This window comes from Herbaspirillum sp. SJZ107 (assembly GCF_006715485.1).
Taxonomy (GTDB): Bacteria; Pseudomonadota; Gammaproteobacteria; order Burkholderiales; family Burkholderiaceae_D; genus Telluria.
The window spans coordinates 353368-379143 of record NZ_VFNH01000005.1 but is presented as its reverse complement, the minus strand read 5'-3'; the positions used below and the strand labels follow the sequence as shown (position 1 = coordinate 379143).

Annotated in this window: 26 protein-coding genes; 18 read left to right on the top strand and 8 right to left on the bottom strand. The window is 65.5% G+C overall.

Translation table 11 applies throughout. The features are described from left to right. Positions 1-12 precede the first annotated feature (12 nt). A complete protein-coding gene (locus tag FBX97_RS27445; RefSeq protein WP_255517659.1) occupies positions 13-1473 on the bottom strand; it encodes an alpha/beta fold hydrolase in 1461 nt (486 codons plus the stop codon). 278 nt (positions 1474-1751) lie between these two features. Between FBX97_RS27445 and rplM the strand changes: the two genes are divergently transcribed. Together rplM and rpsI are read left to right on the top strand one after the other, a co-directional pair. Next, a complete protein-coding gene (gene rplM / locus FBX97_RS27440) occupies positions 1752-2180 on the top strand; it encodes a 50S ribosomal protein L13 (RefSeq protein ID WP_141838788.1) in 429 nt (142 codons plus the stop codon). Positions 2181-2189: 9 nt separating this feature from the next. Next, a complete protein-coding gene (rpsI, locus tag FBX97_RS27435) occupies positions 2190-2582 on the top strand; it encodes a 30S ribosomal protein S9 (RefSeq protein WP_141838785.1) in 393 nt (130 codons plus the stop codon). A gap of 97 nt (positions 2583-2679) precedes the next feature. Here the strand turns inward: rpsI and FBX97_RS27430 are convergent, their stop codons facing one another. Next, positions 2680-3681, bottom strand: coding sequence for an SDR family oxidoreductase (locus FBX97_RS27430; RefSeq protein ID WP_141838782.1), 1002 nt, complete (start codon positions 3679-3681; stop codon positions 2680-2682). A gap of 157 nt (positions 3682-3838) precedes the next feature. Here FBX97_RS27430 and argC point away from each other — a divergent pair, with 157 nt between their 5' ends. The 4 genes from argC to FBX97_RS27410 all read left to right on the top strand — a co-directional run bounded on the left by argC (position 3839) and on the right by FBX97_RS27410 (position 7464). Then, a complete protein-coding gene (argC, locus tag FBX97_RS27425; RefSeq protein WP_141838781.1) occupies positions 3839-4876 on the top strand; it encodes an N-acetyl-gamma-glutamyl-phosphate reductase in 1038 nt (345 codons plus the stop codon). A 127-nt stretch (positions 4877-5003) separates the two neighbouring features. After that, positions 5004-5420, top strand: a complete 417-nt coding sequence (locus tag FBX97_RS27420; protein WP_141838778.1) for a polymer-forming cytoskeletal protein — start codon at positions 5004-5006, stop codon at positions 5418-5420. A 54-nt stretch (positions 5421-5474) separates the two neighbouring features. Next, entirely contained in the window at positions 5475-5855 is a 381-nt protein-coding gene (erpA, locus tag FBX97_RS27415) for an iron-sulfur cluster insertion protein ErpA (RefSeq protein WP_141838777.1), read from the top strand. Between the two features lie 163 nt (positions 5856-6018). Further along, entirely contained in the window at positions 6019-7464 is a 1446-nt protein-coding gene (locus tag FBX97_RS27410) for a glycosyl hydrolase family 8 (RefSeq protein WP_141838774.1), read from the top strand. Here the strand turns inward: FBX97_RS27410 and FBX97_RS27405 are convergent. The 5 genes from FBX97_RS27405 to FBX97_RS27385 all read right to left on the bottom strand — a co-directional run bounded on the left by FBX97_RS27405 (position 7461) and on the right by FBX97_RS27385 (position 12912). Then, positions 7461-8441 (bottom strand): GlxA family transcriptional regulator, encoded by a 981-nt coding sequence (locus tag FBX97_RS27405; RefSeq protein ID WP_141838772.1) that lies wholly within the window; start codon positions 8439-8441, stop codon positions 7461-7463. The genes FBX97_RS27410 and FBX97_RS27405 overlap by 4 nt on opposite strands. Then, positions 8438-8995, bottom strand: coding sequence for an isochorismatase family protein (locus FBX97_RS27400; RefSeq protein ID WP_141838770.1), 558 nt, complete (start codon positions 8993-8995; stop codon positions 8438-8440). The genes FBX97_RS27405 and FBX97_RS27400 overlap by 4 nt, the downstream gene beginning before the upstream one ends. Positions 8996-9081: 86 nt before the next feature. After that, entirely contained in the window at positions 9082-10224 is a 1143-nt protein-coding gene (locus tag FBX97_RS27395; RefSeq protein ID WP_141838768.1) for a two pore domain potassium channel family protein, read from the bottom strand. 101 nt (positions 10225-10325) lie between these two features. Continuing rightward, positions 10326-11429 carry an anhydro-N-acetylmuramic acid kinase gene (locus tag FBX97_RS27390; protein WP_141838766.1) on the bottom strand — a complete coding sequence of 368 codons (1104 nt, stop codon included), beginning with the start codon at positions 11427-11429 and terminating at the stop codon, positions 10326-10328. A gap of 118 nt (positions 11430-11547) precedes the next feature. Further along, on the bottom strand, positions 11548-12912 hold the full coding sequence (locus tag FBX97_RS27385) for a peptidoglycan DD-metalloendopeptidase family protein (protein ID WP_141838764.1): 1365 nt from the start codon (positions 12910-12912) through the stop codon (positions 11548-11550). A 169-nt stretch (positions 12913-13081) separates the two neighbouring features. Here FBX97_RS27385 and tyrS point away from each other — a divergent pair, with 169 nt between their 5' ends. From tyrS to FBX97_RS27330, 11 genes are all read left to right on the top strand, one after another. Further along, positions 13082-14359, top strand: coding sequence for a tyrosine--tRNA ligase (gene tyrS, locus FBX97_RS27380; protein WP_141838762.1), 1278 nt, complete (start codon positions 13082-13084; stop codon positions 14357-14359). Beyond that, positions 14356-14814 (top strand): D-aminoacyl-tRNA deacylase, encoded by a 459-nt coding sequence (gene dtd, locus FBX97_RS27375; RefSeq protein ID WP_141838760.1) that lies wholly within the window; start codon positions 14356-14358, stop codon positions 14812-14814. Before tyrS ends, dtd begins: the two co-directional genes overlap by 4 nt. Positions 14815-14888: 74 nt before the next feature. Beyond that, positions 14889-15557 carry a YbhB/YbcL family Raf kinase inhibitor-like protein gene (locus tag FBX97_RS27370; protein ID WP_141838758.1) on the top strand — a complete coding sequence of 223 codons (669 nt, stop codon included), beginning with the start codon at positions 14889-14891 and terminating at the stop codon, positions 15555-15557. Positions 15558-15565: 8 nt separating this feature from the next. Continuing rightward, entirely contained in the window at positions 15566-16231 is a 666-nt protein-coding gene (locus tag FBX97_RS27365) for a histidine phosphatase family protein (RefSeq protein ID WP_141838755.1), read from the top strand. Positions 16232-16380: 149 nt separating this feature from the next. Beyond that, positions 16381-17406: a tRNA dihydrouridine synthase DusB gene (gene dusB / locus FBX97_RS27360; protein WP_141838753.1), complete on the top strand. Its 1026-nt coding sequence runs from the start codon at positions 16381-16383 to the stop codon at positions 17404-17406. Between the two features lie 73 nt (positions 17407-17479). Continuing rightward, positions 17480-17713 (top strand): helix-turn-helix domain-containing protein, encoded by a 234-nt coding sequence (locus FBX97_RS27355; RefSeq protein ID WP_056447956.1) that lies wholly within the window; start codon positions 17480-17482, stop codon positions 17711-17713. A gap of 113 nt (positions 17714-17826) precedes the next feature. Then, positions 17827-19401: a bifunctional phosphoribosylaminoimidazolecarboxamide formyltransferase/IMP cyclohydrolase gene (gene purH, locus FBX97_RS27350; protein WP_141838751.1), complete on the top strand. Its 1575-nt coding sequence runs from the start codon at positions 17827-17829 to the stop codon at positions 19399-19401. A gap of 132 nt (positions 19402-19533) precedes the next feature. Continuing rightward, positions 19534-20070, top strand: coding sequence for a crossover junction endodeoxyribonuclease RuvC (gene ruvC, locus FBX97_RS27345; protein WP_141838748.1), 537 nt, complete (start codon positions 19534-19536; stop codon positions 20068-20070). Positions 20071-20097: 27 nt separating this feature from the next. Next, positions 20098-20667, top strand: a complete 570-nt coding sequence (gene ruvA, locus FBX97_RS27340; protein WP_141838745.1) for a Holliday junction branch migration protein RuvA — start codon at positions 20098-20100, stop codon at positions 20665-20667. Between the two features lie 14 nt (positions 20668-20681). Then, positions 20682-21749, top strand: coding sequence for a Holliday junction branch migration DNA helicase RuvB (ruvB, locus tag FBX97_RS27335; RefSeq protein ID WP_141838742.1), 1068 nt, complete (start codon positions 20682-20684; stop codon positions 21747-21749). Positions 21750-21762: 13 nt separating this feature from the next. Beyond that, complete coding sequence (locus FBX97_RS27330; protein WP_141838740.1) at positions 21763-22224, top strand: YaiI/YqxD family protein; 462 nt, start codon at positions 21763-21765, stop codon at positions 22222-22224. Positions 22225-22253: 29 nt separating this feature from the next. Here FBX97_RS27330 and FBX97_RS27325 read toward each other — a convergent pair whose 3' ends face one another. Next, complete coding sequence (locus tag FBX97_RS27325) at positions 22254-22652, bottom strand: hypothetical protein (protein ID WP_141838738.1); 399 nt, start codon at positions 22650-22652, stop codon at positions 22254-22256. A gap of 296 nt (positions 22653-22948) precedes the next feature. Between FBX97_RS27325 and FBX97_RS27320 the strand changes: the two genes are divergently transcribed. After that, entirely contained in the window at positions 22949-25771 is a 2823-nt protein-coding gene (locus FBX97_RS27320) for a type VI secretion system Vgr family protein (RefSeq protein WP_141838736.1), read from the top strand. The last annotated feature ends 5 nt before the right edge of the window (positions 25772-25776 follow it).

The following is a 25776-nucleotide window of genomic DNA, read 5'->3' as shown; positions in this document are numbered from 1 at the left end:
TCCGGATCTCGATCAGGGTTGGGGGCCGGCGCTGCCGAGCTGGAAGGTGGGTGCGGGAATCTCGTTCAGGCAGCTGCCGTCGACTTTCCGCTCCGGATGGTCGAGGAAGGCGCGCAGCAGGCGCGGCGCGCAGCCCAGTTGCGATACGCCGTGGCCGACGTTGGGGGCGCTCAGGAGCTGGGCATGCGCCATGTATTGTGCCGCACTGGCGGCGCGATGCGGCGCCGTGACCGGATCGAGGGCGCCGGACAGCAGCAGTACTGGCGCTTCGATCGTGGTGGGCGCCGGCAGCGCCACGGCCGGCACGTTCATGGCGCGGCACAGGCCCGGCAGGCGGCGCGCGAAGTCGCGCGTCAGCGGGGCGTCGTCGCTGGCGATCAGTGCCGGCGTGAAGCGCGGCATGTCTTCGGCGCAGATCACCGCCAGGTAGAGCAGGGTGGCGGACGAACCCTCCGGGGTGGAGTCGGCGCCCAGGTTGCGGCGCGCCACGAAGGGCTGCCAGCGGCCCTGGGCCGCGCTGTGCACCAGGAAGGGCAGGCGGCGCGCGTCGGCCGGCGAGTACAGCATGCCGTGCACGGTGCCGAGCAGGCGCGCGCCCGTCATCTTGACGTCGACCTGGCGCGCGGTGCGCGGATCGGGCAGCGAGATCGTCAGGCCCTTGCCGACCTTGGCGACCAGGCCGTCGAACTCGGCGCGCAGGCCGGGATAGGCCTTGCGGCAGGCCGGGTCGGCATCGCACTGGCCGAACAGCTTGTCGAGCGCGGCCTGGCTGTCGCGGCCGCCGGCCGGGATCACCTGGTCGGGCGCGGCGACCGCGTCCAGGATCAGCGTGCGCACGTTGCCCGGATAGGCGCGCGCATAGGCCTGGCCCAGGCGCGTGCCGTAGGAGCCGCCCCACAGGTTGATCTTGCCGTAGCCGAGCGCGCGCCTTACCTGTTCGATGTCGCGCGCGGCGTTGGCGGTGGTGTAGGCGGCGAACGGCGCCTTGCTGGCCCGGATGCAGCGGACCAGGGCGGCGTCGATCTCGTCGTCGCTCAGGCTGCTGTCCTCGTCCAGGCCGGATTCGCATTCGAGCTTGCCGGACAGGCCGGTGCCGCGCTGGTCGATGAAGACGATGTCGCGCGTCGGCCGCACGCGGCGCATGGCGGTGTTCAGGATCGGCAGCACTTCGCTGCCGGCTTCGCCGGGGCCGCCGGCCAGCACGAACAGCGGATCGGGGCGGGCGCCTTCGCGCAGCGCCGGGGCGATCGTCACGTGCAGCTGGATGGTCTGGCCGGGATGGGCCGCGCCAGGCCGGGCCGGGTCGAGGGGAACGGGCAGCTTCAGGCAGCGCAGCGCGTCTTCGACGCCGGGCAGGTGGCAGCCGTGCGTCTGCGCCCTGGCAGAAGCGTGCTGCGCCTGGGCGGCGCCGGGCAGGATGGCGGCCAGCAGCAGCGTGCCGAACAGCGTGCCGAAATTCAGGCTGGGTTTCAAGACACCTCCTTGTAAGGTGGGGTCATACTAGATTGGCATTCTTTTCATGGTCAATGAAAAGTTGCGCATATGCATTAAGAAACGTCCTACTATGCCTGTCTTTGCAAAGGAAAACTAAACCTGGCGCAAGACGAAGGCTGGCTTGACTGAAGTGTGCGGAATCGGCTATGATCGCAGGCTTTCCATTTGCTCAGGAAAAGACAATAAGGCCGAGTCCGCCGCTAATGACGCGCGGAACCACCATTTGAGCATTCAATACCTAGATATAGGAAGTCAACATGAAAACTTTTTCCGCTAAGGGCCATGAAGTCCAGCGCGATTGGTACGTGATTGACGCGACGGACAAAGTCCTCGGACGTGTTGCCAGCGAAGTGGCACTCCGACTGCGCGGCAAACACAAGCCTGAATTCACTCCGCACGTCGATACCGGTGACTTCATCGTCGTCGTCAACGCAGGCAAGCTGCGCGTGACCGGCACCAAAGCCACCCAGAAGACCTACTACCGTCACTCGGGCTACCCGGGCGGTATCTACGAAACCAACTTCCTGAAAATGCAACAGCGTTTCCCGGGCCGCGCCCTGGAAAAAGCCGTCAAAGGCATGCTGCCGAAGGGCCCGCTGGGCTACGCAATGATCAAGAAGCTGAAAGTGTACGCGGAAGCCACCCACCCGCACGCTGCCCAGCAACCGCAAGCACTCGACATCTAAGGAACTGACATGATCGGTAACTACAACTACGGCACCGGCCGTCGCAAGAGTGCAGTCGCCCGCGTCTTCATCAAGGCCGGCACCGGCCAGATCGTTGTCAACGGCAAACCGGCCGCCGAGTACTTCTCGCGCGAAACCGGCCTGATGGTCATCCGTCAGCCGCTGGAACTGACCGGCAACGTCGAGCGTTTCGACATCAAAGTCAACGTGCATGGCGGCGGCGAGTCCGGCCAGGCAGGTGCAGTGCGCCACGGTATCACCCGTGCACTGATCGACTACGACGCAGGCCTGAAGGGCGACCTGGCACGTGCCGGTTTCGTCACCCGTGACGCCCGTGAAGTCGAGCGTAAGAAAGTTGGTCTGCGCAAAGCACGTCGCGCAAAGCAGTTCTCGAAGCGTTAATTCAGCTTCACCTCGCGGAATCGCAGCACACATGTGCTGCTTCCCACGAAAAGCCGCCCGCTGCAAAGCCGGCGGCTTTTTTGTTGCCCGAATATATTCAGCGGCGCCGCGCCAGCGCCACCAGCCCGATCCCCAGCGCCGCCCATAGCATGCGCTTGCGGTTCGGGTAGTACTCGATGTGGCGCGTATAAAAGCTCGATTCGATGGCTTCCTCCCCCCAGGTGCCGCGCACCGCACCGATGCCGCGGGTCGGTTCGAACAGGTTGTCGTAGCGGTCGTCCGGCTTGCTTTCGGTCTGCAGCCGGAAACCGGCGCCGCGGGCCAGCATCAGCCGGTCGACCAGGCCCGGGCTGAGCTTCTCGAGGAAGATCGCCAGCGCCGCCTGGCCGCCGACGACCAGGTTGCGGCGCGGGTGGGTCGCGGCGAACAGGATGGTGTCGGCTACCACTTCCGGCGCATAGATCGGCGGAATCGGCCGCGACTGGTGCCCGCCGAGCTTGGCGCGCGCATTGTGGAAGAAGGGCGTGTCGAGGAAGCCGGGCTGGATCAGGGTGACGGTGATCGGCATCTTTTCGTGCGCCAGGTCGAGCCGGATGCTGTCGGTGAAGCCGGCGATGCCGTGCTTCGAGGCCACGTAGGCCGAGTGCAGCGGCACCGCCCGATCCGATGCGGCCGAACCCATGTTGATGATGGTGCCGCTGCGCTGGCGCCGCATCGGACCCAGCGCCGCCTTCACGCCATAGATCTGGCCCATCAGGTTGACCTGGATGATGCGTTCCAGTTCCTCGACCGTCATGTCGACCACCGAGGCATGTTCGTTCACCGCGGCGTTGTTGAGCCAGGTGTCGATGCGGCCGAAACGGCGCACCGTTTCCGCGGCCAGGTGCTCGACCTGGGCCCAGACGGCGACGTCGGTCACGACCACGTGCGCCTTGCCGCCGCTGGCCTCGATCTGCGCGGCGACATGCTCCAGCGCCTCGCGGTTGCGCGCCGCCAGCACCACGCTGGCCCCGCGTGCGCCGAAGGCGAGGGCGCTGGCACGGCCGATCCCGCTGGACGCGCCGGTAATCACAACCACTTGTTCAGCTATCGGTTTCATTGGATCTCCAGGAAAATCGTTTGTGCATCGCAGCAGAAATCCTAGCATTGCCGCGTCTGGCGCAGCGCGAGGCTGGCGCACTGTGCCTGTCAGGCTGTTAAAATTGCGCCCAATACGCGATGGATAGCGCTTACTTATTACTCGGGAAGGAAAGAACATGATCAAAGTTGGCATCGTTGGCGGCACCGGCTATACCGGCGTGGAACTGCTGCGGCTGCTCGCAGCCCATCCGGAAGCGCAGCTGACCGCCATCACTTCGCGCAAGGAAGACGGCCTGCCGGTCGCCGACATGTTCCCGTCGCTGCGCGGCCATGTCGACATCGCCTTCTCGAGCCCGGACAAGGCCGACCTGAAGCAGTGCGACGTGGTGTTCTTCGCCACCCCGCACGGCGTCGCCATGGCGCAGGCGCCGGAACTGCTGGCCGCCGGCGTCAAGGTGATCGACCTGGCCGCCGACTTCCGCCTGAAGGACCAGGCCACGTTCGAAAAGTGGTACAAGATCCCGCACACCGCCCCGCAACTGCTGGAAGAGGCTGCCTATGGCCTGGCCGAGCTGAACCGCGATGAGATCAAGAACGCGCGCCTGATCGCCAACCCGGGCTGCTACCCGACCACGATGCAGCTGGGCTACTACCCGCTGCTGAAGGCCGGCATCGTCGACGCCGGCAACCTGATCGCCGACTGCAAGTCGGGCGTCTCCGGCGCCGGCCGCAAGGCCGAGATCGGCACGCTGTTCTCGGAAGCCAGCGACAACTTCAAGGCCTACGGCGTCCACGGCCACCGCCACACCCCGGAAACCTCGGCCCAGCTGCAGCGCTTCACCGGCGACAAGGTTGGCCTGATCTTCACGCCGCACCTGGTGCCGATGATCCGCGGCATGCACGCGACGCTGTACGCGCGCCTGACCCAGGACATCAGCAACGAAGCCCTGCAGGCGCTGTTCGAAGACCAGTACCGCGATGCGGAATTCGTCGACGTGATGCCGTTCGGCTCGCATCCGGAAACCCGCTCGACGCGCGGCTCGAACATGCTGCGCATCGCGCTGCACCGTCCGGACAACGGCAACACCGTGGTGGTACTGGTGGTGCAGGACAACCTGGTCAAGGGCGCGTCCGGCCAGGCCGTGCAGTGCATGAACCTGATGTTCGGCCTGTCGGAAGGCACCGGCCTGAAGCAGATCGCGCTGTTGCCGTAAGAACCTGCCGGGATCTGCTCGGAATTGTCGAGCAGACGCAGATCAAGGCCTCGGGCGGTGGGCACGGTAAATTGACTATGTTGCACTCAGTCATTTTTCGTGTTGCTCACTTTGCCAGGGGTCTGCCATGTTCGGTCGTAACGCCAAGAGCGAAATCGATAGCCTGATCGGTATTTCCGCACGCATCGAAGGAGACCTGATCTTCACTGGCGGCCTGCGCATCGACGGCGAGGTGCACGGCAACGTGATCGCCAGCGAGGGCGCCGAGAGCGTGCTGATCGTATCCGAGCATGCGCGCATCGAGGGCGAGGTCCGTTGTGCCAGCCTGGTGGTGAATGGTTATATCGCCGGGACTGTTTATTCAACGGAACTTCTTGAATTACAGCCGAAAGGCCGCATACATGGGGATGTCCATTACCGCCTGCTGGAAATGCACGGCGGTGCCCTCGTCACGGGCAAGCTGACCCATCAGCCGGCACCGCTTGCCGGCGGTGCCGAACCGGTGTTTCATTTTGGAGCGGCCGAAGCAGGGGCTTCAGCATGACCGGCGACAAGGGTCTATAATGGACGAATTCCGAAATTCATCAGGAGCTTATCCATGACCGCAATCGCCGAATTGCACCGCTCGCAAGAGCCGCAAGACGCCCCCCCGGCTCCCATCAACTTCTCGGACAGCGCAGCGCAAAAGGTCGCCCAACTGATCGAAGAAGAAGGCAATCCCGACCTGAAACTGCGCGTGTTCGTGCAGGGCGGCGGCTGCTCGGGTTTCCAGTACGGTTTCACCTTCGATGAAATCACCAACGAAGACGACACCGCGATGGAAAAGAACGGCGTCACCCTGTTGATCGACTCGATGAGCTACCAGTACCTGGTCGGCGCCGAGATCGACTACAAGGACGACCTCGAAGGCGCCCAGTTCGTCATCAAGAACCCGAACGCCACCTCGACCTGCGGTTGCGGTTCCTCGTTCTCGATGTAAGACCGTCCAGCACTTGCTGCCTTAAAAGGCCGCCCCGGCATTGCCGGCGCGGCCTTTTTGTTTTCATCATCGGACTGTTGGGTGTTTGCGCAAACAATTATTGAATGACAATGAAATGCGTCAAGGTTAGACTGGCATCCATGCCCTCAACCTGAAAACGCCCATGCCTGCCAAGTCGCTCCTGATCTTCGGTGTTACCGCAATCACCCTGTTCGCCGCGCCTGCGGTTCCCGCCGCACCCGCCTTAGCCACCGCCCAGGCCGCCAAGCTGGACGATGGTAGCGGCGCCTATCGCACCCGCCGCTACCGCAACCTGCTGGCCGAGCGCCTCGGCGTCAGCCCGCAGGACACCCACCGCAAGATCGAAAGCGCCTTCCAGCAGCTGTTCCATGGTGACGGCCAGGAGCAGCGCATCTATTTCGAGACCGGCGCCAACGCCGACGGTCCGCTGGCCTACGTCACCGACTGGGCCAACAACGACGCCCGCTCGGAGGGCATGAGCTACGGCATGATGATCGCGGTCCAGTTGGGGAAAAAGCGCGAGTTCGATGCGCTGTGGAACTGGTCCAAGACCTATATGCAGACGACCGATCCGGCCAATCCGTCGCTCGGCTATTTCGCCTGGTCGATGGGCACCGACGGCAGCGCGCGTGCGGTCGGCGCCGCGCCCGACGGCGAGGAATATTATGTGATGGCCCTGTACTTCGCAGCGAAACGCTGGGGCAACGGCAAGGGCATCTACAACTACCAGAAGGAAGCCGACGCCATCCTGCGCGGCATGCGCCATCACCCGCTCGTCAGCGCCACCACGCCTTTCCGCATCCACCCGCAGGATCCGCCCTTCGTCGAGCCCGACATGCCCTGGCCCAGCCCGAACAACCGCAACGAGCAGGCGCAGGCGGCGAAAGAGGGCAAGCCATGGCCGCCGCACCGTCCGAACCACGCGCCGCGCCAGGTGACGGTCGGTCCGATGGTCGACGAAACCCATGCGATGGTGCGCTTCGTGCCCGAGACCAGCATCCCGGGCAGCGACCCGTCCTACCACCTGCCGGCCTTCTACGAGCTGTGGGCGCGCTGGGCGCCGCCCGAGGAACGCGCGTTCTGGGCGCGCGCCGCCGCCGTGAGCCGCGACTATTTCGTCAAGACCGCCCACGCGCAGACCGGACTGGGGCCGGACCGCGCCGACTTCGACGGCACGCCGCTGCCGATGTGGGACGGCACGCCCGGCGCCTTCAGCTACGACAGCTGGCGCACCATCAGCAACTGGTCGGTCGATTACAGCTGGTGGGGCAAGGATGCGAGACAGACGGCACTCAGCGACCGCGTGCAAACCTTCCTGGCCGGGCAGGGCATCGCCCGCTTTGCCGATCGCTACACGCTGGACGGCAAGCCGATGTCGACCCGGCATTCGACCGGCATGCTGGCGGCGGCCGCGGTGGGCGGCCTGGCGGCGACGCCAGGCCAGGTACCCGACGCCTTCCTGAAAGCGCTGTGGGACACGCCGGTGCCGGCCGGCGAGCAGCGCTATTTCGACGGCATGCTGTACTTGATGAGCATGATGCACCTGGGCGGGGAGTTCCGGATCATCGACCGGCCGCCGGCACCTTAGCCCGCAAGCGGGTCCCCAGGGTCAGAGGGCGTACCGGGCAGCGCGAAATGGTGCCATGCGCGGCGCAGCTGGGTATCCGAACTGAATCCGGCCGCCGCTGCCGCCTGCGTCACGCTGTCGCCTGACGCCAGCGCCGTCTGCGCCACCGCCAGGCGGATCCGGCGCAGGTATTGCAGCGGCGCGATCTGCGCATACTCGACGAACAAGCGCGTCAGGTGGCGTGGCGACGTATGGGCGACCGCCGCCATGGCGGACACCGACCAGTCCGTTCCCGGAGACTGGCTGACGGCATCCTGCACCCGGTGCAGCGCCGGGTGCATATGGTGGCGATAGCTGAGAAACGGCGACAGCTCGGGATCGTGCGGACCGCGCCGCAGCGCCACCACCATCGTCTGCGCCACCTGGGCCGCCAGCGCCGGACCGCACACGGCGCCGATGCGGTGCAGCATCAGGTCGATGCCGGTGGTGACGCCTGCGCTGCTGTAGACGGGGCTGTCTTCCACGAAGACCCGGTTGCGCACCACGTCACAGGCCGGCGCCACGCTTTGCAATTCGTCGAGGTGATGGTGATGGGTGGTGGCGCGCCGTCCCGCCAGCAAACCCGCATGGGCGGCCAGGACGGCGCCGGCGCAAATGGTGACCAGTTCCAGGCGGCCCTGCGCCAGCTGCAGCGGGCGCAGCCAGTCGAGCAGGGCGCGCGTGTCGGGGGCGTCGATGCCGATGCGCGCGCCGGTCTGCCCTACCAGCACCACCCAGCTGGCGTGCGGCCCGAGCGCTACCGGCAGCGCTTCGAGCCCGGCCAGCTGCACGCCGACCGAGGTGGTCGATTCCGGCCGCGGCGACGCAAAGCGCAGCGAAAACAGTGGGGCCTTGCCTTGCTTGCGCATCAGTCCATTGGCCGTGCGCAGGGCCTCGGCCGGACCCGCCCAATCCAGGATCAGGCTGTCCGGCAACAGCAGGAAGAGCACGTCGATCATGCGGCCCGCGCCAGGGCTTGTTGCACCGTGCACAAGGTGGCGAAACGCCCGCTCAGGACCGTGGCCGTGCGCGACTTGATGTCGGCCGCGCGCAAGGGGCTGCCATCCGGCTGGCGCATGTCGAAGGTATGGGTGGCATCGGTGACGAAATCGATATGCCAGCCGAGATCGGACGCATGGCGCGTCGTCGTCTCGCAGCACTGCTCGGTGCGGATGCCGCTGACGATCAGGCGCCCGATACCCTGTCCGGTGAGCCAGACCTCGAGTCCCGTCCCCACCAGCGCGCTGTGGCGGCGCTTCAGGAAGCTGGTGGCCGGGGCGAATGCGCGCAGGCCGCGCATCGGCACCACGTGGCCGGACTCGAGCGCGAACGGATTATCCGCCTGCGCCGGGCCGTCGCTGTGCAGGACGCGGACGATGGGGATGGCGCGCTCGTCGCAGCCGGCAATCAAGGCATTCTGGGCCTGCAGATAGGCCTCAAAGCCGTTTTCGGTGAAATAAGGGCGGTGGCGGAACGATTCCTGGACATCGATCACAATCAGACATGTTTTCATGGGCGCTTTCCTTCTCTGGTGAAGTATAGAGCCCTATTTTCCCCGTGGGGCATGCTGCGCGCTGCTCGCCGGCGGACCGGTTTCGATCATTTCCGGACATTGCATGCGCTGGCGGTGGCCGGGTCGATCACCGCCATGTCGTAGTCCATGTAGCGTGCCAGGCGCTCGACGTAGGGATGCCATGCCTGGCGCATCCGTGCGTACTGCTGGGCGCCGGCGTCCCGGTCGGCGCGTACGCGGATGCCTGCCTGTTCGAGCTGGCGCAGCGCCGCCCGGTAGCGCGCGTCCCACGCATCGGGCTGGCCCGCCTGCGCCTCGCCGTCGTGGGTATCCGGTGCGGCGCCGGGGAGAAAGGTGCCTTCCAGGGTCCTGACCAGGATTGACGCCATGCCGCCAAGGTTCTCCACCGCAGCCGATTCCTTGAGCCAGCGGTATTCGTCGTCGTTGAGCGCGCTGCGCAGCAGCGCGACCATATCGAGTGCGATGAAGGCGATCTGCGGGATCGAGTTGGCCGGCTGGTAGGGCCGGTAAAAGAACAGCAGGGGATACAGGTGGTGCGCCTCCTTGACGGCTGTCAGCTGGGAGCCGAGGTTGGCCACGATGGTATAACCGGCGTCGAACCGGCCTTGCGGCCCCAGGCCGCAAAGCAGCACGGCGGGGTCGGCCGTGCTTTTTGTCATCACGTACAGGCTCAGGCCGAGGGCATTGCGCTGCAGTACTGCGCTATAGATCTGCAGGACATAGGTGATCGTCACCGAGATACTGGCCGTGCCGATCAGTGCGTTGACGAGGTACAGCAGGCGATAAAAGCCCGTCTGCGGATAAAAGTCGCTGCTGGAAGCGATCGACAGGCTGGAGCCGCCGACGTACAGGGCCGAGAGAAAGTCGCGCACATGCGGGCTGCTGCTCGAACGCACGCCTTCGCCGAGCGCCGGGTGGAGCATCAGGGCCGCGCCGAGCGCCAGCAGCGCCGACCACACCAGCACCAGGCAGACCACGGTCACCGCCCCGCAAAACGACCAGGCGGCGTCGCGGTTGACCGGCAGGCGGCCTGTGATGTGCCGGAATAGCCACCAGGTCGCGCGCGCGACCCGCAGGCTGATGATGCCGGCGCCGGCACGGCTGGCGCCGTGCGCGCCGATCTTGGCGTACAGGGCAGTGAGAAAAATGTCGAGGAGGGTGCAAAGGATCACCAGTGCGCCCGCCAGTTGCTCGATCCATCCCGCCATCACGCCCTCCACCGAACCAGTCAACGGGTGCCAGGAATGGCACGAGGCTGATTGAACCGCAATCGGGAAGTTGCAGGCGCGCGGGTCGCCATCAGCCTGCGCTAAGCGGGATACAGCGCCCCCAGCACCCGCAAGCCCGCCGCGCCGGTCACGGCCGGCAAGTTGCCCGGCTGGCGCCGCATGAAACGGTAGCCCAGCCAGGCAAAGGCGAGCGCCTCGACCCGGTTCGGCGCCACGCCCAGCGTGTCCGTCGATTCGACCGGGATGGCGCCGCCCAGTGCTTGCCGGATCCCGTCCAGCAGCACGCCGTTGTAGGCGCCGCCGCCGCACACATACACGGCTGCCGGCGCCCAATGGCGGATGGCTTCCCGGATCGCCTGCGCGATCGACACCGCCGTCAGCCGCGTCAGCGTGGCCTGTACGTCGGCCGGCGCCAGGCCCGGGTACATGGCCAGCTTGGCGTCGAGCCATTCTCCATGGAACAGGTCGCGCCCGGTCGACTTGGGCGGTGGCTGGCGGAAATAGGGCTCGTCCAGCAGGCTTGCGAGCAGCGCATCGTTGACCGACCCGGTCGCCGCCCAGGCGCCGTCGGCGTCGTAGGCCTGGCCCCGGTGGCGCGCGATCCACAAGTCCATCAGCACATTGCCCGGGCCGGTGTCGAAGCCGCTGACCCGGCCGTCGCCGTGCAGCACGCTGATGTTGCCGATGCCGCCGATATTCACCACCACGCGCACTTGGTTACGCTTGCCGAAGCGCGCTTCGTGGAAGGCCGGCACCAGCGGTGCGCCCTGGCCGCCGGCGGCGACGTCGCGCGAGCGGAAGTCGGCGATGACGTCGAGGCCGGTCAGCTCGGCCAGCAGTGCCGGGTTGTTGGTCTGGCGCGTAAAGCCGCGTTCCGGACGGTGGCGGATGGTCTGGCCGTGCACGGCGACGGCGCGCACCGGTCCCGGCGCCAGGGCGACGAGTTGCTGCACGCAATCGGCGTAGCAGCGCGCCAGCGCATTCGCGGCGAGTGCCTCGCGTTCGAGTTCGTTGTGGCTGGCTGCCTGCAGCGCCATGAGTTCGGCGCGCAGCGCGGGCGGGAAGGGTGTGAAGGCGGCCTGGAGCGTTCGGATGCCGCGGCCGTGGAAATCGGCCAGCACGCCGTCGACGCCGTCCAGGCTGGTGCCGGACATCAGTCCGATGTAGAGGGAAGAGGCGGCCATGATGCGGTCTCGTCTAATATATAAATAGAGGGTACAAGCTGGCGGTCCAAAGCAAAAGCGCCTTGCACTGTCAGCAGTGCAAGGCGCTCCCTTGTTTCAGCTCGTTAGCCGCTGACGATCAGCGTGCAGCCATCGTGTTGCCGGCCGGGGTCAGCAGCGAGAAGCGGTGCGACATGTCGGCGGCAGCCATCTTGAAGCGCGACAGTTCGCCGGTGGTCAGCGGCTGTTGCTGCAGGTTCTTCAGGCCCATCGGATCGACTGCCTGGCCACCGATGCGGAATTCATAGTGCAGGTGCGGGCCGGTGGCCCAGCCGGTGGCGCCGACGTAGCCGATGATGTCGCCCTGGTGGATCTGCTGGCCGCGGCGCAGGCCGCTGGCGAAACGGCTCATGTGGCCGTAGGCGGTGCTGTAGTTCGACCAGTGCTTCAGGACGACCAGGTTGCCGTAGCCGTTCGAGGTGCCGGCGAAGTCGACGGTGCCGTCGCCGGAGGCGCGGATCGGGGTGCCCATCGGGGCAGCCATGTCGATGCCCTTGTGCGCTTTCCAGACGTTGAAGACCGGGTGCACGCGCATCGAGAAGCCCGACGAGATGCGGGTGAAGGCGACCGGGGACTTGAGGAAGGCTTTTTTCAGCGCCTTGCCGTCCAGGCTGTAGTAACCGCCCTGGTGGGTGACCGGGTCTTCGTACCAGACCGACTGGTAGGCGACACCGCGGTTGATGAACTCGCCGGCCAGCACGCGGCCGGTGCGGACCAGTTCGCCGTCCTGGTAGAAGTTTTCATAGACGACGTTGAAACGATCGCCCTTCTTGAGGTCGCCGCGGAAGTCGATGTTGGTCGAGAACATCTCGACGATCTGGTTGACCACCTGGTCCGGGATCTGGCCGCCGTCGACGTTGGCGTCGGTAGCGGAGTACAGCGAACCGTTGGTGATTTCGCGCGAACGCATTTCGACGCGGCGCTCGAGTTCGGCCGGAGTCTTGGCCGAGACGAATTGTTCGCCCTTGCGGGTGATGGTGACGGTGTTGAAGCTGTCCTTGCCGACGGCGATCGTGGCGCGCAGGGTCAGCAGCAGGCCGTTCTCGTCGGTTTCCGCCTGGATGCGCTTGCCGGTCTTCAGGCTGAGGATGCTGCGTGCCAGCTTGTCCTTGCGCACGAAGGCCTGGGCTTGCTGGTCTTCGATGCCGAGGCGGGTGAACACGGAGCCGAGGGAGTCGCCGGCACGGATGCGTTCTTCGTGGATGAATTGCTGCTCGTTCTGTTGCAGGGCAGCGATCTGGTCGGAGAGGTTGGGCAGCTGGAGGTCTTCCGCAACCGACTTGGTCGGCATGTCGGCCGGGTCCTGGGAGATCGGCGCAACTGCGGTCGCACCGAAGGCAGCCAGGGCCAGGGCAGTGGCGCCGCCGGCGACGATACGGGTTTTACGGCTGGTGTTGACCAGGCCGAACCAGAGCTTACCGGTGATTTTCTGTATTGGATTCATGCAATCAGTTAAAATTTACCGCTTCAAGGTCCAAGCCCAACTCTCTTTTATTGTTTTTCTTAGTCTAGTCGTCTTTGAAACTTTTCATGCGGCAAGATTGACGGGATCGCGAATTATATCAAAATACGGCGTCCTACAACCGTTTTAGCCAAATTCCTACACGAAATATATGACTTCCCAAGAGCTTTCTGGTAATGCCAAAACAACAACATCTGCTGCCAGCCCTGCGCTTCTTCCTCTCAGCGACGCGGTCCAGGAAGCCCTTGCCATTACCAAGCGCGGCGTCGACGAGCTGCTGATCGAAAGCGAATTCGCCCAGAAACTGGCACGCTCCGAAAAAACCGGCACCCCGCTGCGCATCAAGCTGGGCCTGGATCCGACCGCCCCCGATTTGCACCTTGGCCACACTGTCGTGCTGAACAAGATGCGCCAGTTGCAAGACCTGGGTCACCAGGTGATTTTCCTGATCGGCGACTTCACCTCGATGATCGGCGATCCGTCGGGCCGCAATGCCACCCGTCCGCCGCTGACCAAGGAGCAGGTCGAAGCCAATGCGATGACCTATTTCAAGCAGGCTTCCCTCGTGCTCGACCCGGCCCGCACCGAAATCCGCTACAACTCCGAGTGGTGCGACCCGCTCGGCGCGCGCGGCATGATCCAGCTGGCCTCGCGCTACACCGTGGCGCGCATGATGGAGCGCGACGACTTCACCAAACGCTACAAGAGTGGGACCCCGATCGCGGTGCATGAGTTCCTTTACCCGCTGATGCAAGGTTATGATTCAGTGGCTTTGAAATCAGACCTTGAGCTAGGTGGAACGGATCAGAAATTCAACCTCCTCGTCGGCCGTGAGTTGCAGAAAGACTACGGACAGGAGCAGCAGTGCGTCCTGACCATGCCGTTGCTGGAAGGCCTGGATGGCGTTGACAAGATGTCGAAGTCGAAGAACAACTACATCGGCATCACTGAGCCGGCCAACACCATGTTCGGCAAGCTGATGAGCATTTCCGACGTCATGATGTGGAAGTACTACGAGCTGCTGTCGTTCCGCTCGATCCAGGACCTGGCCGCGCTGCGCGCCGAGGTCGAGGGCGGCAAGAACCCGCGCGACGCCAAGGTGGCACTGGCCCAGGAAATCGTGGCGCGCTTCCACTCGCAGCAGGCGGCCGAGGATGCGCTGGCCGACTTCGTCAACCGCTCGAAAGGCGGCATCCCGGACGACGTGCCGGAAGTCAGTGTCGGCGGTGCGCCGCTGGGGCTGCCGCAACTGCTGCGCCAGACCAACCTGTGCGCCTCGTCGTCGGAAGCCATGCGCATGATCGACCAGGGCGGCGTGCGCATCGACGGCACGGTGGTGTCGGACAAGGGTTTGCAGGTCCAGGCCGGTACCTTCGTGCTGCAGGTCGGCAAGCGCAAGTTCGCGCGCGTGATCCTCGGCGCGGCATGATCGGCCTGCTCCAGCGCGTCAGTGCCGCCAGCGTCAGCGTCGACGGTGCCGTCATCGGCGCCATTGGCCACGGCCTGATGGTGCTGGTGTGCGCCGAAAAGGGCGACACCGAGCGCGAAGCCGATGCGCTGCTGGGCAAGCTGCTGGGCTACCGCGTGTTTTCGGACGAGGCCGGCAAGATGAACCGCAGCGTGGCCGATGTCGAAGGCGGCCTGTTGCTGGTGCCCCAGTTCACGCTGGCGGCCGATACCCGCTCCGGCACGCGCCCCTCGTTTTCGCCGGCCGCGGCGCCGGCGGACGGGCGGCGCCTGTTCGACCATGCCGTGCGCCAGGCGCGCGCACGCCACGCTATCGTCGAGACAGGCCAGTTCGGCGCCGACATGCAGGTAACGCTCACCAACGACGGACCGGTGACCTTCTGGCTTCGGATTGATCCACCCAGGACATCGGCTTGAAAACTTGAAACCAGGGCGGGCCGCCGTAGTCAATAAGAGGAACGCGGCCAGCGGAGAGCGAGCAGGGGGCGACAATGAAGATCTGGAGTGATTCCTTTACCGAAGGCGGCACGATTCCATCGCGCTGCGCGTTTGCCGCCATCGATCCCGCCAGCCACATCAGGCTGTCGAGCAACCGCAGCCCGCACGTCGCCTGGGACGACGTCCCGGCCGGCACCGAGTCGCTGGTGCTGCTGTGCCACGACCTGGACGTGCCCACCGTCGGCACCGACGTCAACCAGGAAGGCCGCGTGGTGGCCGACGCGCTGCCGCGCACCGACTTCTATCATTGGGCCCTGGTCGACATCCCGGTCAGCCTGCATGCCTTCGCCGAAGGCCTGTTCTCGGACATGGTCACGCCCGGCGGCAAGAGCGGCCCGCTGGTGCCGTTCACGATCAAGAACGGCACCGAGCACCAGCTGCGCCATGGCGTCAACGACTACACCGGCTGGTTCGCGAGCGACCCCGACATGGCCGGCGAATACTATGGCTACGACGGTCCATGCCCGCCCTGGAACGACGAGCGCGCGCACACCTACGTGCTCACCCTGTATGCGCTCGACATCCCGCGCCTGCCGCTCGACGGCCGCTTCACCGGCAAGGAAGCGCGCCTGGCGATCAAGGGCCACATCCTCGACGAGGCCAGCATCTTCGGCGTGTATTCATTGAATCCCGAGATTGCGGCCATCCTGCCCCAAGAATAATCCATCCGATGCACCTATTGCCGACTACCGCACCCACCACCATCCTCCTGATCCGGCACGGCGAAACCGCATGGAACGCCGAGCGCCGGCTGCAGGGCCATCTCGACATTCCGCTGAATCCCGAAGGCGAACGCCAGGCGCGGCTGCTGGCGGCGGCGCTGGCAACCGAGCCGCTCGACGTCCTCGTCTCCAGCGATCTGATGCGCGCACGCCAGACCGCGCAGGCGATCGCCGGCCTGCGCGGCATGCCGCTGCACATCGATCCCGGCTTGCGCGAACGCTGCTACGGCGGTTTCGAGGGCTTGCTGTATGCCGAGATCGAAGCGCGTTACCCACGCGAGTTCGCGGCCTGGCAGGCACGCGACGTCGATGCCGAACTGCCGCCGGGCGCGAATTGCGGCGAAACCTTCCGCGCCTTTTTCGAGCGCGCTACTGCCGCCATCCTGGCGCTGGGGGCTGAGCATTCCGGCAAAACGATCGCGCTGGTGGCGCATGGCGGCGTGCTCGAGTGCGCCTACCGGCTGGCGCGCGGGCTGCCGCTGGAGACGCCGCGCGATTTCAAGGTGTTCAATGCGAGCGTCAACCGGTTCGTGCTGGAGGAGGGGGTGTTGCGCTCGACCAGCTGGGGCGAGGTCGAGCATTTGCGGCCGGCGGTGCTGGATGAGCTGACCTGAAGCCCATCCACGCCGTTATTAGAGACGCGGCCGGTTTTGCAAGCGATTTATATCGCGTACGCAACAATCCGCCAAAAAAATGTGCTGAGAAATTAGGCAGAGCTTCGGGTAAAATAGCGAGTTCCCGTCGACGCTTGTGGTTTTCTGCCGTGCAAATTGGTCCTTATCTCCTTCGCAACAATGTCTTCGTCGCCCCGATGGCCGGCGTGACCGACCGTCCGTTCCGCCAGCTGTGCAAGCAACTCGGCGCCGGCTATGCGGTGTCGGAGATGGCGGCCTCGAACCCGCGCCTGTGGGCCAGCGAAAAGAGCGCGCGCCGCACCGACCACGCCGGCGAGATGGAGCCGAAGGCGGTGCAGATCGCCGGCGCCGATCCGCAGGACCTGGCCGATTGCGCCCGGTTCAACGTCGAGCGCGGCGCCCAGATCATCGACATCAACATGGGCTGCCCGGTCAAGAAGGTGTGCAACAACTGGTGCGGCTCGGCCCTGCTGCAGCACGAAGACTTGGTACAGCGCATCCTCGACGCCGTGGTGAACGCGGTCGACGTGCCGGTCACGCTGAAGTTCCGTACCGGCTGGGATCGCGAAAACAAGAACGCCCTGACCATCGCCCGCATGGCCGAGCAGGCCGGCATCGCGATGCTGACCCTGCACGGCCGCACCCGTGCCGACGGCTACAAGGGCGATGCCGAATACGACACCATCGCAGCGGTGAAGGCGGCGGTGTCGATTCCGGTGGTGGCCAACGGCGACATCACCAGCCCGGAAAAGGCGAAATTCGTGCTCGACTACACCGGCGCCGATGCCGTGATGATCGGCCGCGCCGCCCAGGGCCGCCCGTGGATCTGCCGCGAAGTCGATCATTACCTGCGCACCGGCGCGCTGCTGCCGGCGCCACGGGTCGACGAAGTGCGTGAACTGATGAACGAGCACCTGCCGGCCCACTACGCGTTCTATGGCGAATACCTGGGCGTGCGCACCGCGCGCAAGCATATCGGCTGGTATGTCGAGGATTTGCCGGGTGGCGAGGAATTCCGCCAGCGCATGAACCTGCTGGAATCGACCGCCGACCAGCTGGCCGCCGTCGATGAATTTTTCAAATCACAACATCGGTACGGGGAGCGGTTACAATACCGGCCCGCGCATTCGACCGAGGATGCGATTGCCGCTTAATAAATAACAAGAAAAAGAGATTCGGAGACGTTGTTGCCAAAAGCAGCATATTAACCAGGACACAGCAGCAGATATGAGCAAAGAAAGTATCCAGGAAGTCGTACAGAAAAGCCTCGAAGACTATTTCAACGACCTGGGCGAGCAAAAACCGTCGAATATCTATGACATGATGCTCCTGACCGTCGAAAAACCGATCTTGCAAGTCGTGATGACACGTGCCGAAGGCAATCAGTCGCACGCGGCCCAGATGCTGGGCATCAACCGCAATACCTTGCGCAAGAAGTTGCAGGAGCACGGGTTGCTGTAATCCGCCGACGGAGGGCCGGGGCGGTGCAGTTGTTGAAACCTGCCGCGTCGGCCGTGGTCCGATGTACGGAGCAACAACAGCACCGCACCATCTTTCATCAACAGGCCTTCCCCATGATCAAACAAGCCCTCATTTCCGTTTCCGACAAAACCGGCGTGCTCGATTTCGCGCGCGCGCTGTCCGCGCTCGGCGTGAACATCCTGTCCACCGGCGGCACTGCCAAGTTGCTGCAGGACAATGGCGTCGCCGTGACCGAAGTTGCCGACTACACCGGTTTCCCGGAAATGCTCGATGGCCGCGTGAAAACCCTGCACCCGAAGGTGCACGGCGGCATCCTGGCCCGTCGCGATTTTCCAGAACACGTCGCCAAGCTGGAAGAGCACGGCATTCCGCAGATCGACATGGTGGTGGTCAACCTGTACCCCTTCCAGCAGACCGTGGCCAAAGAACAGTGCTCGCTGGAAGAAGCTATCGAGAACATCGACATCGGCGGCCCGACCATGCTGCGTTCGGCAGCCAAGAACCACCGCGACGTGGTGGTGGTGGTCGATCCGGCCGATTACGACGTCATCCTGGCTGAAATGAAAGCGGGCGCCGAGATTGACTACGACACCAGGTTCCGCCTGGCCAAGAAAGTCTTCGCCCACACCGCCCAGTACGACAGCGCGATCACCAACTACCTGACCAGCCTGGGCGAAGATAAGCAGCACACCACCCGCGCCGCCTACCCGCAGACGCTGAACCTGCACTTCGAAAAAGTCCAGGACATGCGCTACGGCGAAAACCCGCACCAGAGCGCCGCCTTCTACCGCGATCTGCAGCCGGCGGCCGGCAGCCTGGCCAACTACCGTCAGCTGCAGGGCAAGGAACTGTCGTACAACAACATCGCCGACGCCGACGCGGCCTGGGAATGCGTGAAGTCGCTTGGCGGCTTCGAGCAGCCGGCCGGCTGCGTGATCATCAAGCACGCCAACCCGTGCGGCGTGGCGATCGGCGCCGATGCGCTGGACGCCTACCAGCGCGCCCTCAAGACCGACCCGACCTCGGCCTTCGGCGGCATCATCGCCTTCAACGTGCCGGTCGACGGCCGTGCCGCGGAAGCGATCGCCAAGCTGTTCGTGGAAGTGATCATCGCCCCGGTCTTTACCCCGGAAGCGCTCTCGACCCTGGCGGCCAAGCAGAACGTGCGCCTGCTCGAGATCGCCCTGGGTAACGGCCAGAATGCCTTCGACGTCAAGCGCGTCGGCGGCGGCCTGCTGGTGCAATCGCCGGATGCGCGCGACGTCGGCCTGGCCGACCTGCGCGTGGTCAGCAAGCTGCAGCCGACCCCGCAGCAGCTGCAGGACCTGCTGTTCGCCTGGCGCGTGGCCAAGTACGTCAAGTCGAACGCGATCGTGTTCTGCGCCGGCGGCATGACCCTCGGCGTCGGCGCCGGCCAGATGAGCCGCATCGACTCCGCCCGCATCGCCTCGATCAAGGCCCAGAACGCCGGCCTGTCGCTGAGCGGTTCGGCAGTGGCCTCGGACGCCTTCTTCCCGTTCCGCGACGGCCTGGACGTGGTGGTCGACGCCGGCGCGACCTGCGTGATCCACCCGGGCGGCTCGATGCGCGACCAGGAAGTGATCGACGCGGCGGACGAGCGTGGCGTGGTCATGCTGTACACTGGTACCCGTCACTTCCGCCACTGATATTTGGTAGGGTAGATAGGTCGCCGGTGAGGCGCCCTATCTACCCTACGTCGTGGCGGCGTTGTCGCCACGACCTGTATTTTTACACAGTATTTTTCCCACGAAACACCCTGGCCGGTATAACATTCGAAGATGATTATTCTCGGCATCGACCCGGCCCTGCGCACCACAGGGTTCGGGGTTATTGAAAAGCAGGGCAGCCGGCTGCGCTACATCGCGTCCGGCACCATCAAGACCGGCAGCGAAACCGCCTTGCCGCCGCGCCTGAAGGTGATCCTCGCCAGCATCGGCGAAGTCGTCGCCACTTACCGGCCGGCGTGCGCCGCCATCGAAAAAGTCTTCGTCAACGTCAATCCGCAATCCACGCTGCTGCTGGGCCAGGCGCGCGGGGCGGCGATCACCGCGCTGGTCGGGGCCGACCTCGACGTCGCCGAATTCACGCCGACCCAGATCAAGCAGGCCGTCGTCGGCACCGGCAAGGCCACCAAGGCGCAGGTGCAGGACATGGTCGCGCGCCTGCTCAAGCTGCCCGGCCTGCCCGGCAGCGATGCGGCCGACGCGCTGGCGGTGGCGATCTGCCATGCGCACAGCCATGATGCGCTGTCGCTGATCGGTTCGCTGTCGCCGGGCGCGTCAAGCCTGCACATGAAGAACGGCCGCCTGGTCTAAACCGCCCCCATTATTGAAAGGTCACCGATGATCGGTCGTCTGTCTGGAATCCTCCTGGAAAAAAATCCGCCGCAAGTGCTGGTCGATTGCCAGGGCGTCGGCTACGAAGTCGACGTACCGATGAGTACCTTCTACAACCTGCCGCACACCGGCGAGAAGGTCGTCCTGCACATCCATTACGTGGTGCGCGAGGATGCCCACCTGCTGTTCGGCTTCGGCACCGCCAGCGACCGCGCCGTGTTCCGCCAGCTGATCAAGATCACCGGCATCGGTGCCCGCACCGCGCTGTCGATCCTGTCCGCCATGCCGGTGGCCGAGCTGTCGCAGGCGGTCACGCTGCAGGAAGCCGGCCGCCTGGTGAAGGTACCCGGCATCGGCAAGAAGACCGCCGAACGCCTGTTGCTGGAACTGAAGGGCAAGCTGGGCGCCGACATCGGCGTGGTCGCACGCGACGACGCCCAGGCGGACGTGATGAACGCGCTGCTGGCACTGGGGTATTCTGACAAGGAAGCGCTGGCTGCGCTCAAGACCATGCCGGCCGGCACCAGCGTGTCCGACGGCATCAAGCTGGCGCTGAAGGCCCTGTCAAAAGCGTAAACTAGAGAGCAACAATGAGTATCCAGACCGACAACTTCACCGAGCAGCGCATCATCGATGCGGAACCGGCCTCGCCCAACGAGGAGGCGATCGAGCGCGCCTTGCGCCCGAAGCACCTGGACGAATACGTCGGCCAATCCAAGATCCGCGACCAGCTCGAAATCTTCATCCACGCCGCCCGCAAGCGCCGTGAAGCGCTGGATCACACGCTGCTGTTCGGTCCGCCGGGCCTGGGCAAGACCACGCTGGCCCACATCATCGCGCGCGAGATGGGCGTGAACCTGCGCCAGACTTCGGGCCCGGTGCTCGAGCGCCCGGGCGACCTGGCGGCGCTGCTGACCAACCTGGAAGCCAACGACGTCCTGTTCATCGACGAGATCCACCGCCTGTCGCCGGTGGTCGAGGAGATCCTGTATCCGGCGCTGGAAGACTACCAGATCGACATCATGATCGGCGAAGGCCCGGCCGCGCGCTCGGTCAAGCTCGACCTGCAGCCGTTCACGCTGGTCGGCGCCACCACCCGCGCCGGCATGCTGACCAACCCGCTGCGCGACCGCTTCGGCATCGTCGCCCGCCTCGAGTTCTACAACGTCGAAGAGCTGACCAAGATCGTCACCCGCAGCGCGGCCTTGCTGGAAGCTCCGATCAACGAGGAGGGCGCCTGCGAAGTCGCCAAGCGCGCCCGCGGCACGCCGCGTATCGCCAACCGCCTGCTGCGCCGCGTACGCGACTACGCGGAAGTGAAGGGCAACGGCGAGATCACCAAGGACATGGCCGACCGCGCGCTGAAGATGCTCGACGTCGACACGGTCGGCTTCGACGTGATGGACCGTAAACTCCTGGAAGCGGTGCTGTTCAAGTTTGCCGGCGGCCCGGTCGGCATCGGCAACCTGGCGGCAGCGATCGGCGAAGCGGCCGACACCATCGAAGACGTGCTCGAACCCTACCTGATCCAGCAGGGCTACCTGCAGCGTACCCCGCGCGGGCGCATCGCCACGCCGCTGGCATATAAACACTTCGGCGTGTCCGCGCCGCGCATCAGCCCCACGGGTGACCTGTGGGACAACCTGCCTACCGCATGAGGTCTGTGCGCTGATGGAGATCTGGGTCGACGCCGACGCCTGCCCGGGCGTGATCAAGGAGATCCTGTTCCGGGTGGCCGATCGCCTGCAGTTGCAGGTGACCCTGGTCGCCAACCAGCTGATCCGGGTGCCTGGCTCGCGCTTCATCCGCGCGCTGCAGGTGCCGAGCGGCCTGGACGTGGCCGATACCGAAATCGTGGAACGCCTGGCGCCGGGCGACCTGGTCGTCACCGGCGATATTCCGCTGGCGGCGCGGGTGCTGGAGAAGGGCGGATTTGCATTGAATCCGCGCGGCGAGTTTTACACCAAGGACAATATCGCCCAACAGCTGACGATGCGTGCCTTCATGGAAGAGTTGAGGAGCGGCGGCGTCGACACCGGCGGCCCGTCCGCCTTCAGCCAGGCCGACCGCCAGCAATTCGCGAATGCGCTCGACCGCCATCTTGCGCGCCACTTGCCGCGCAAGCCGCAGTAAGGACGCTCAGTCTGCTGCCGGCACCGGCATCAGATGGCCGACGGTTCCAGGCGTTCGCGTTCATGCTCGCGCATCGGGCGCTGGCGCGGGTCCAGCGTCGGCATGATCACGAAGTGCAGGAACAGGACGATCGTAAATACCAGCAAGGCACCGCTGCCCCAGAGCAGCGGCTCGTCGCGGCGCGTGGCAATCGTCGCCAGTGCGGCGATCGCCGGCACCATCAGGAGGGCGGCGCCCACGATGCGCGCCTGGCCGCCGCGGCGCATTTTCCTGCCGGCCGCACCCACATAAAAGAAGGTCGAGGCGACCATGACGATGCCGAGGATGCCGGCCATGACGGTCCCGAGCGGCACGTCAGTGGCCATCGGCATCAGCATCGGCGGTACGACCAGCACCAGGCCACCGGCGAGCAGGGAAAGCAAACGCATGCCACCACTCATGGCTGCCCCCGGTGTGCTGAATGAAGGGAAACGGAAGGGTAAGTCATGTTGTCGTATGGATATTGTAGATTGGTATTGTAGATTATCATGGATGCAATTTGACGGGTGTCTGTTTTGCTGACTGTTACATCTACTGTTGTAAGTCCGCTCCAGTCCGGACGGGCGATTGATTGTGGTAAGGAAATTTCCTTGAGGTATTGAGATCGCGCATTCCGGGGGAGGGTGTCCCTTCATAAGATCGGCTTTTGCGATCGTGAAGGAGCCTGCGCCATGGCGGTCACCCGATGAATGTCCCGTTCGACACCGCCGCGCTGTCCGGCGCCGGCCTGAGCCAGCATGCGCGCCTGCTCACCCTGGCCAGCGCCCACGACAGCGGCCTGTCCGAATCGCTGGCCGTCGAAGCCATCCGCGGCTTCGAGGCCGTCAATGCCCTGTTCTGCTTCGACGTCGACGCGCTGAGCACCTCGGCCGATCTCGACCTGGCGCAATTCCTCGGCGAAGAACTCACGATCGGCCTGCTGCAGCCGGACGGCAGCCGGCGTGCCTGGCACGGCATCTGCACCGGCGCAGGCTGGCTGGGCGCCGACGGCGGCGTGGCGCGCTACCGCCTGCGCCTGGAACCGGCCCTGTGTCTGCTGGCACTGCGCCGCGACAGCTACATCTTCCAGGACCAGGATGCGCGCGCCATCGTCACCGAACTGCTGCGCGATTATCCGCAGGTCCGCTTCGACTTCGACCTCACCCAGCCGCTGGCAGTGCGCCCGGTGTGTACCCAGTACCGCGAAAGCGATCTCGCCTTTTTCATGCGCGTGCTGGCTTCGGAAGGCCTGAGCTGGCGCTTCGAGCACGAACAGGCGCAGGACGCGGACCTCGATGACCACGGCCAGGCGCGCCATCGGCTCATCGTCTTCGACAGCCGCGCCGCGCTCCCGCCTACGCCGGACGGCGACGTGCTGCGCTTTCACGGCGTGCGCGCCACCGAGCGCGACGACACCATCGACGCCTTCGGCGCGCGGCGCCGGCTCGCCGCCAATGCCGCCGGTATCAGCAGCTGGGATCCGGCGCAACTGCTGGCGCCCGCCGCCGAACGGCATTCCGGCCTGGATGCGGGCGCGCTGCCGTCGATGCCGGTCTATGACGGCAGCGGCGAGCGCATGGTGGCCGGCCGCGAGGCCGCCGACCTGCGCAGCCGCCTGATGCTGCAGGCGCTGGAGCTGGACAACAAGGACTTCGAGGGCGCCGGCGCGGTGCGCCGCCTGGCAGCCGGCTGCACCTTCCAGCTGACCCAGCATGAGCGCTATCCGGCCGGCGCCAACGCGTTCACGGTGCTGTGGGTCGAGCACGAGGCGCGCAACAACTTCCGGACCGGCATCCGGCGCGCCACCCAGGACGGCATCGACGGCGGGACTTACCGCAACCGCTTTGCCTGCGTGCGCGACACCGTCCCGATCGTGCCCGGCGCCGCCGCGGCGCCGCGTCCGCGCAGCGCACCCGGCCCGCAGACGGCGCTGGTGGTCGGCCTGGCGCAAGGCATCGCCACCAGCACCCGCGACCACCAGGTGCGCATCCAGTTTCCATGGCAGCGCGGCGCCGCGCCGAACCCGGGCGGCATGTCCCACGACACCGACGCCCGCGGCAACGCCCCCGGCAACGAGACTTCCGGCACCTGGGTGCGCGTGGCCGAAGCGCTGGCGGGACCCAACTGGGGCACGCTGTTCACGCCACGCATCGGCACCGAAGTGCTGGTCGATTTCATCGAAGGCGACATCGACCGCCCGGTGATCGTGGCCCAGCTCTACAACGGCACCGATACGCCGCCGTTCGCCGCCGGCGTCGACGCCGATGCCGGGCACGCGGGCGTCCTGTCCGGTATCCACACGCACAACTTCGACGGCAGCGGCTTCAATCAATGGCAGCTGGACGACACCCCGGGCCAGCTGCGCACCCGGCTGGCGACCAGCAGCGCCGCCAGCCAACTGAACCTCGGCTACCTGGTCGACCAGCCGCCTGCCTCGGCCGTGCGCGGCGCCTACCGCGGCAGCGGCTTCGAACTGCGCACCGACGCCTGGGCCGTGGTGCGCGGCGCCGAAGGCGTGCTGCTGTCGACCAGCCGCCGCCCGGCGCTCGGCAGCGGCATCACCTCGACCCAGATGGACGTGGCCGAAGCGCTGTCGATGTTCAAGGGCGCGCACGCGCTTGGCCAGGCACTGGCCGGCGCCGCGGCGCAGCAGGGGGCGCTCTACAGCAGCGCCGCGGCCGAAGCACAGCGCGCCTTCATCGCCCAGCTCGATCCGCAGCAGCAGGGCAAGTACACGGGCGCCGTCAACGGCCAGGCGGCCCTGAAACCCCAGCCCGGAACGCGCACGCCGGACGCCGGCCAGCCGGTCGAGAAATTCGGCGCCGCCATTGTGCTGATGGAATCGGCGGCCGGTATCAACTGGGCCACACCGGCATCCACGGTGTTGTACGCGGGCCGGCAACTGCACTGGACCACGCAGTCGGACCTGCACATCGCGGCGGCACACACGGTGTCGTCGGTGGCGGGGCAGGCGGCCAGTTTTTTCATCCACGGCGGCGGTATCCAGGCGATTGCCGCGAACGGACCGGTGTCATTGCAGGCGCATACCGATCAGTTGGAGATCCTGGCGGACAAGGAAGTGGTGGTGATGTCGGTCAACGACGGGATCGAGATCAAGGCGAGCAAGAAGATCGTGCTGCAGGCGGGACAGTCGGCGGTGACGCTGGAGGGTGGGGATATCACGTTTGCCTGCCCAGGGACGTTCAGTGTGAAGGGTGGGCAGCATGTGTTCGACGGCGGTGCGAGCCAGACCGCCAATATCCCGAAGCTGCCAGGCGAGCTTGCGCAAGAGGCGCAGCACTGGATCGCGCTGCACTATCTGGACCCCGAGACGAACGAAAGCATTGCCGGCGCTGACTACGAGATCCACTTTGCGGGCGGTCCGATGCTGACCGGGACCCTGGACCAGGACGGCAAGGCGCGCCATGAAAACGTGCTGAACAAGCCCGTCAAGAAAATCGTGTACAAGCCGCGCAAGCCGGTGCCGCCGGTGTTGGCGCCCCGGCTCGAAGAGATTCTCAAAGGATAGGGGGC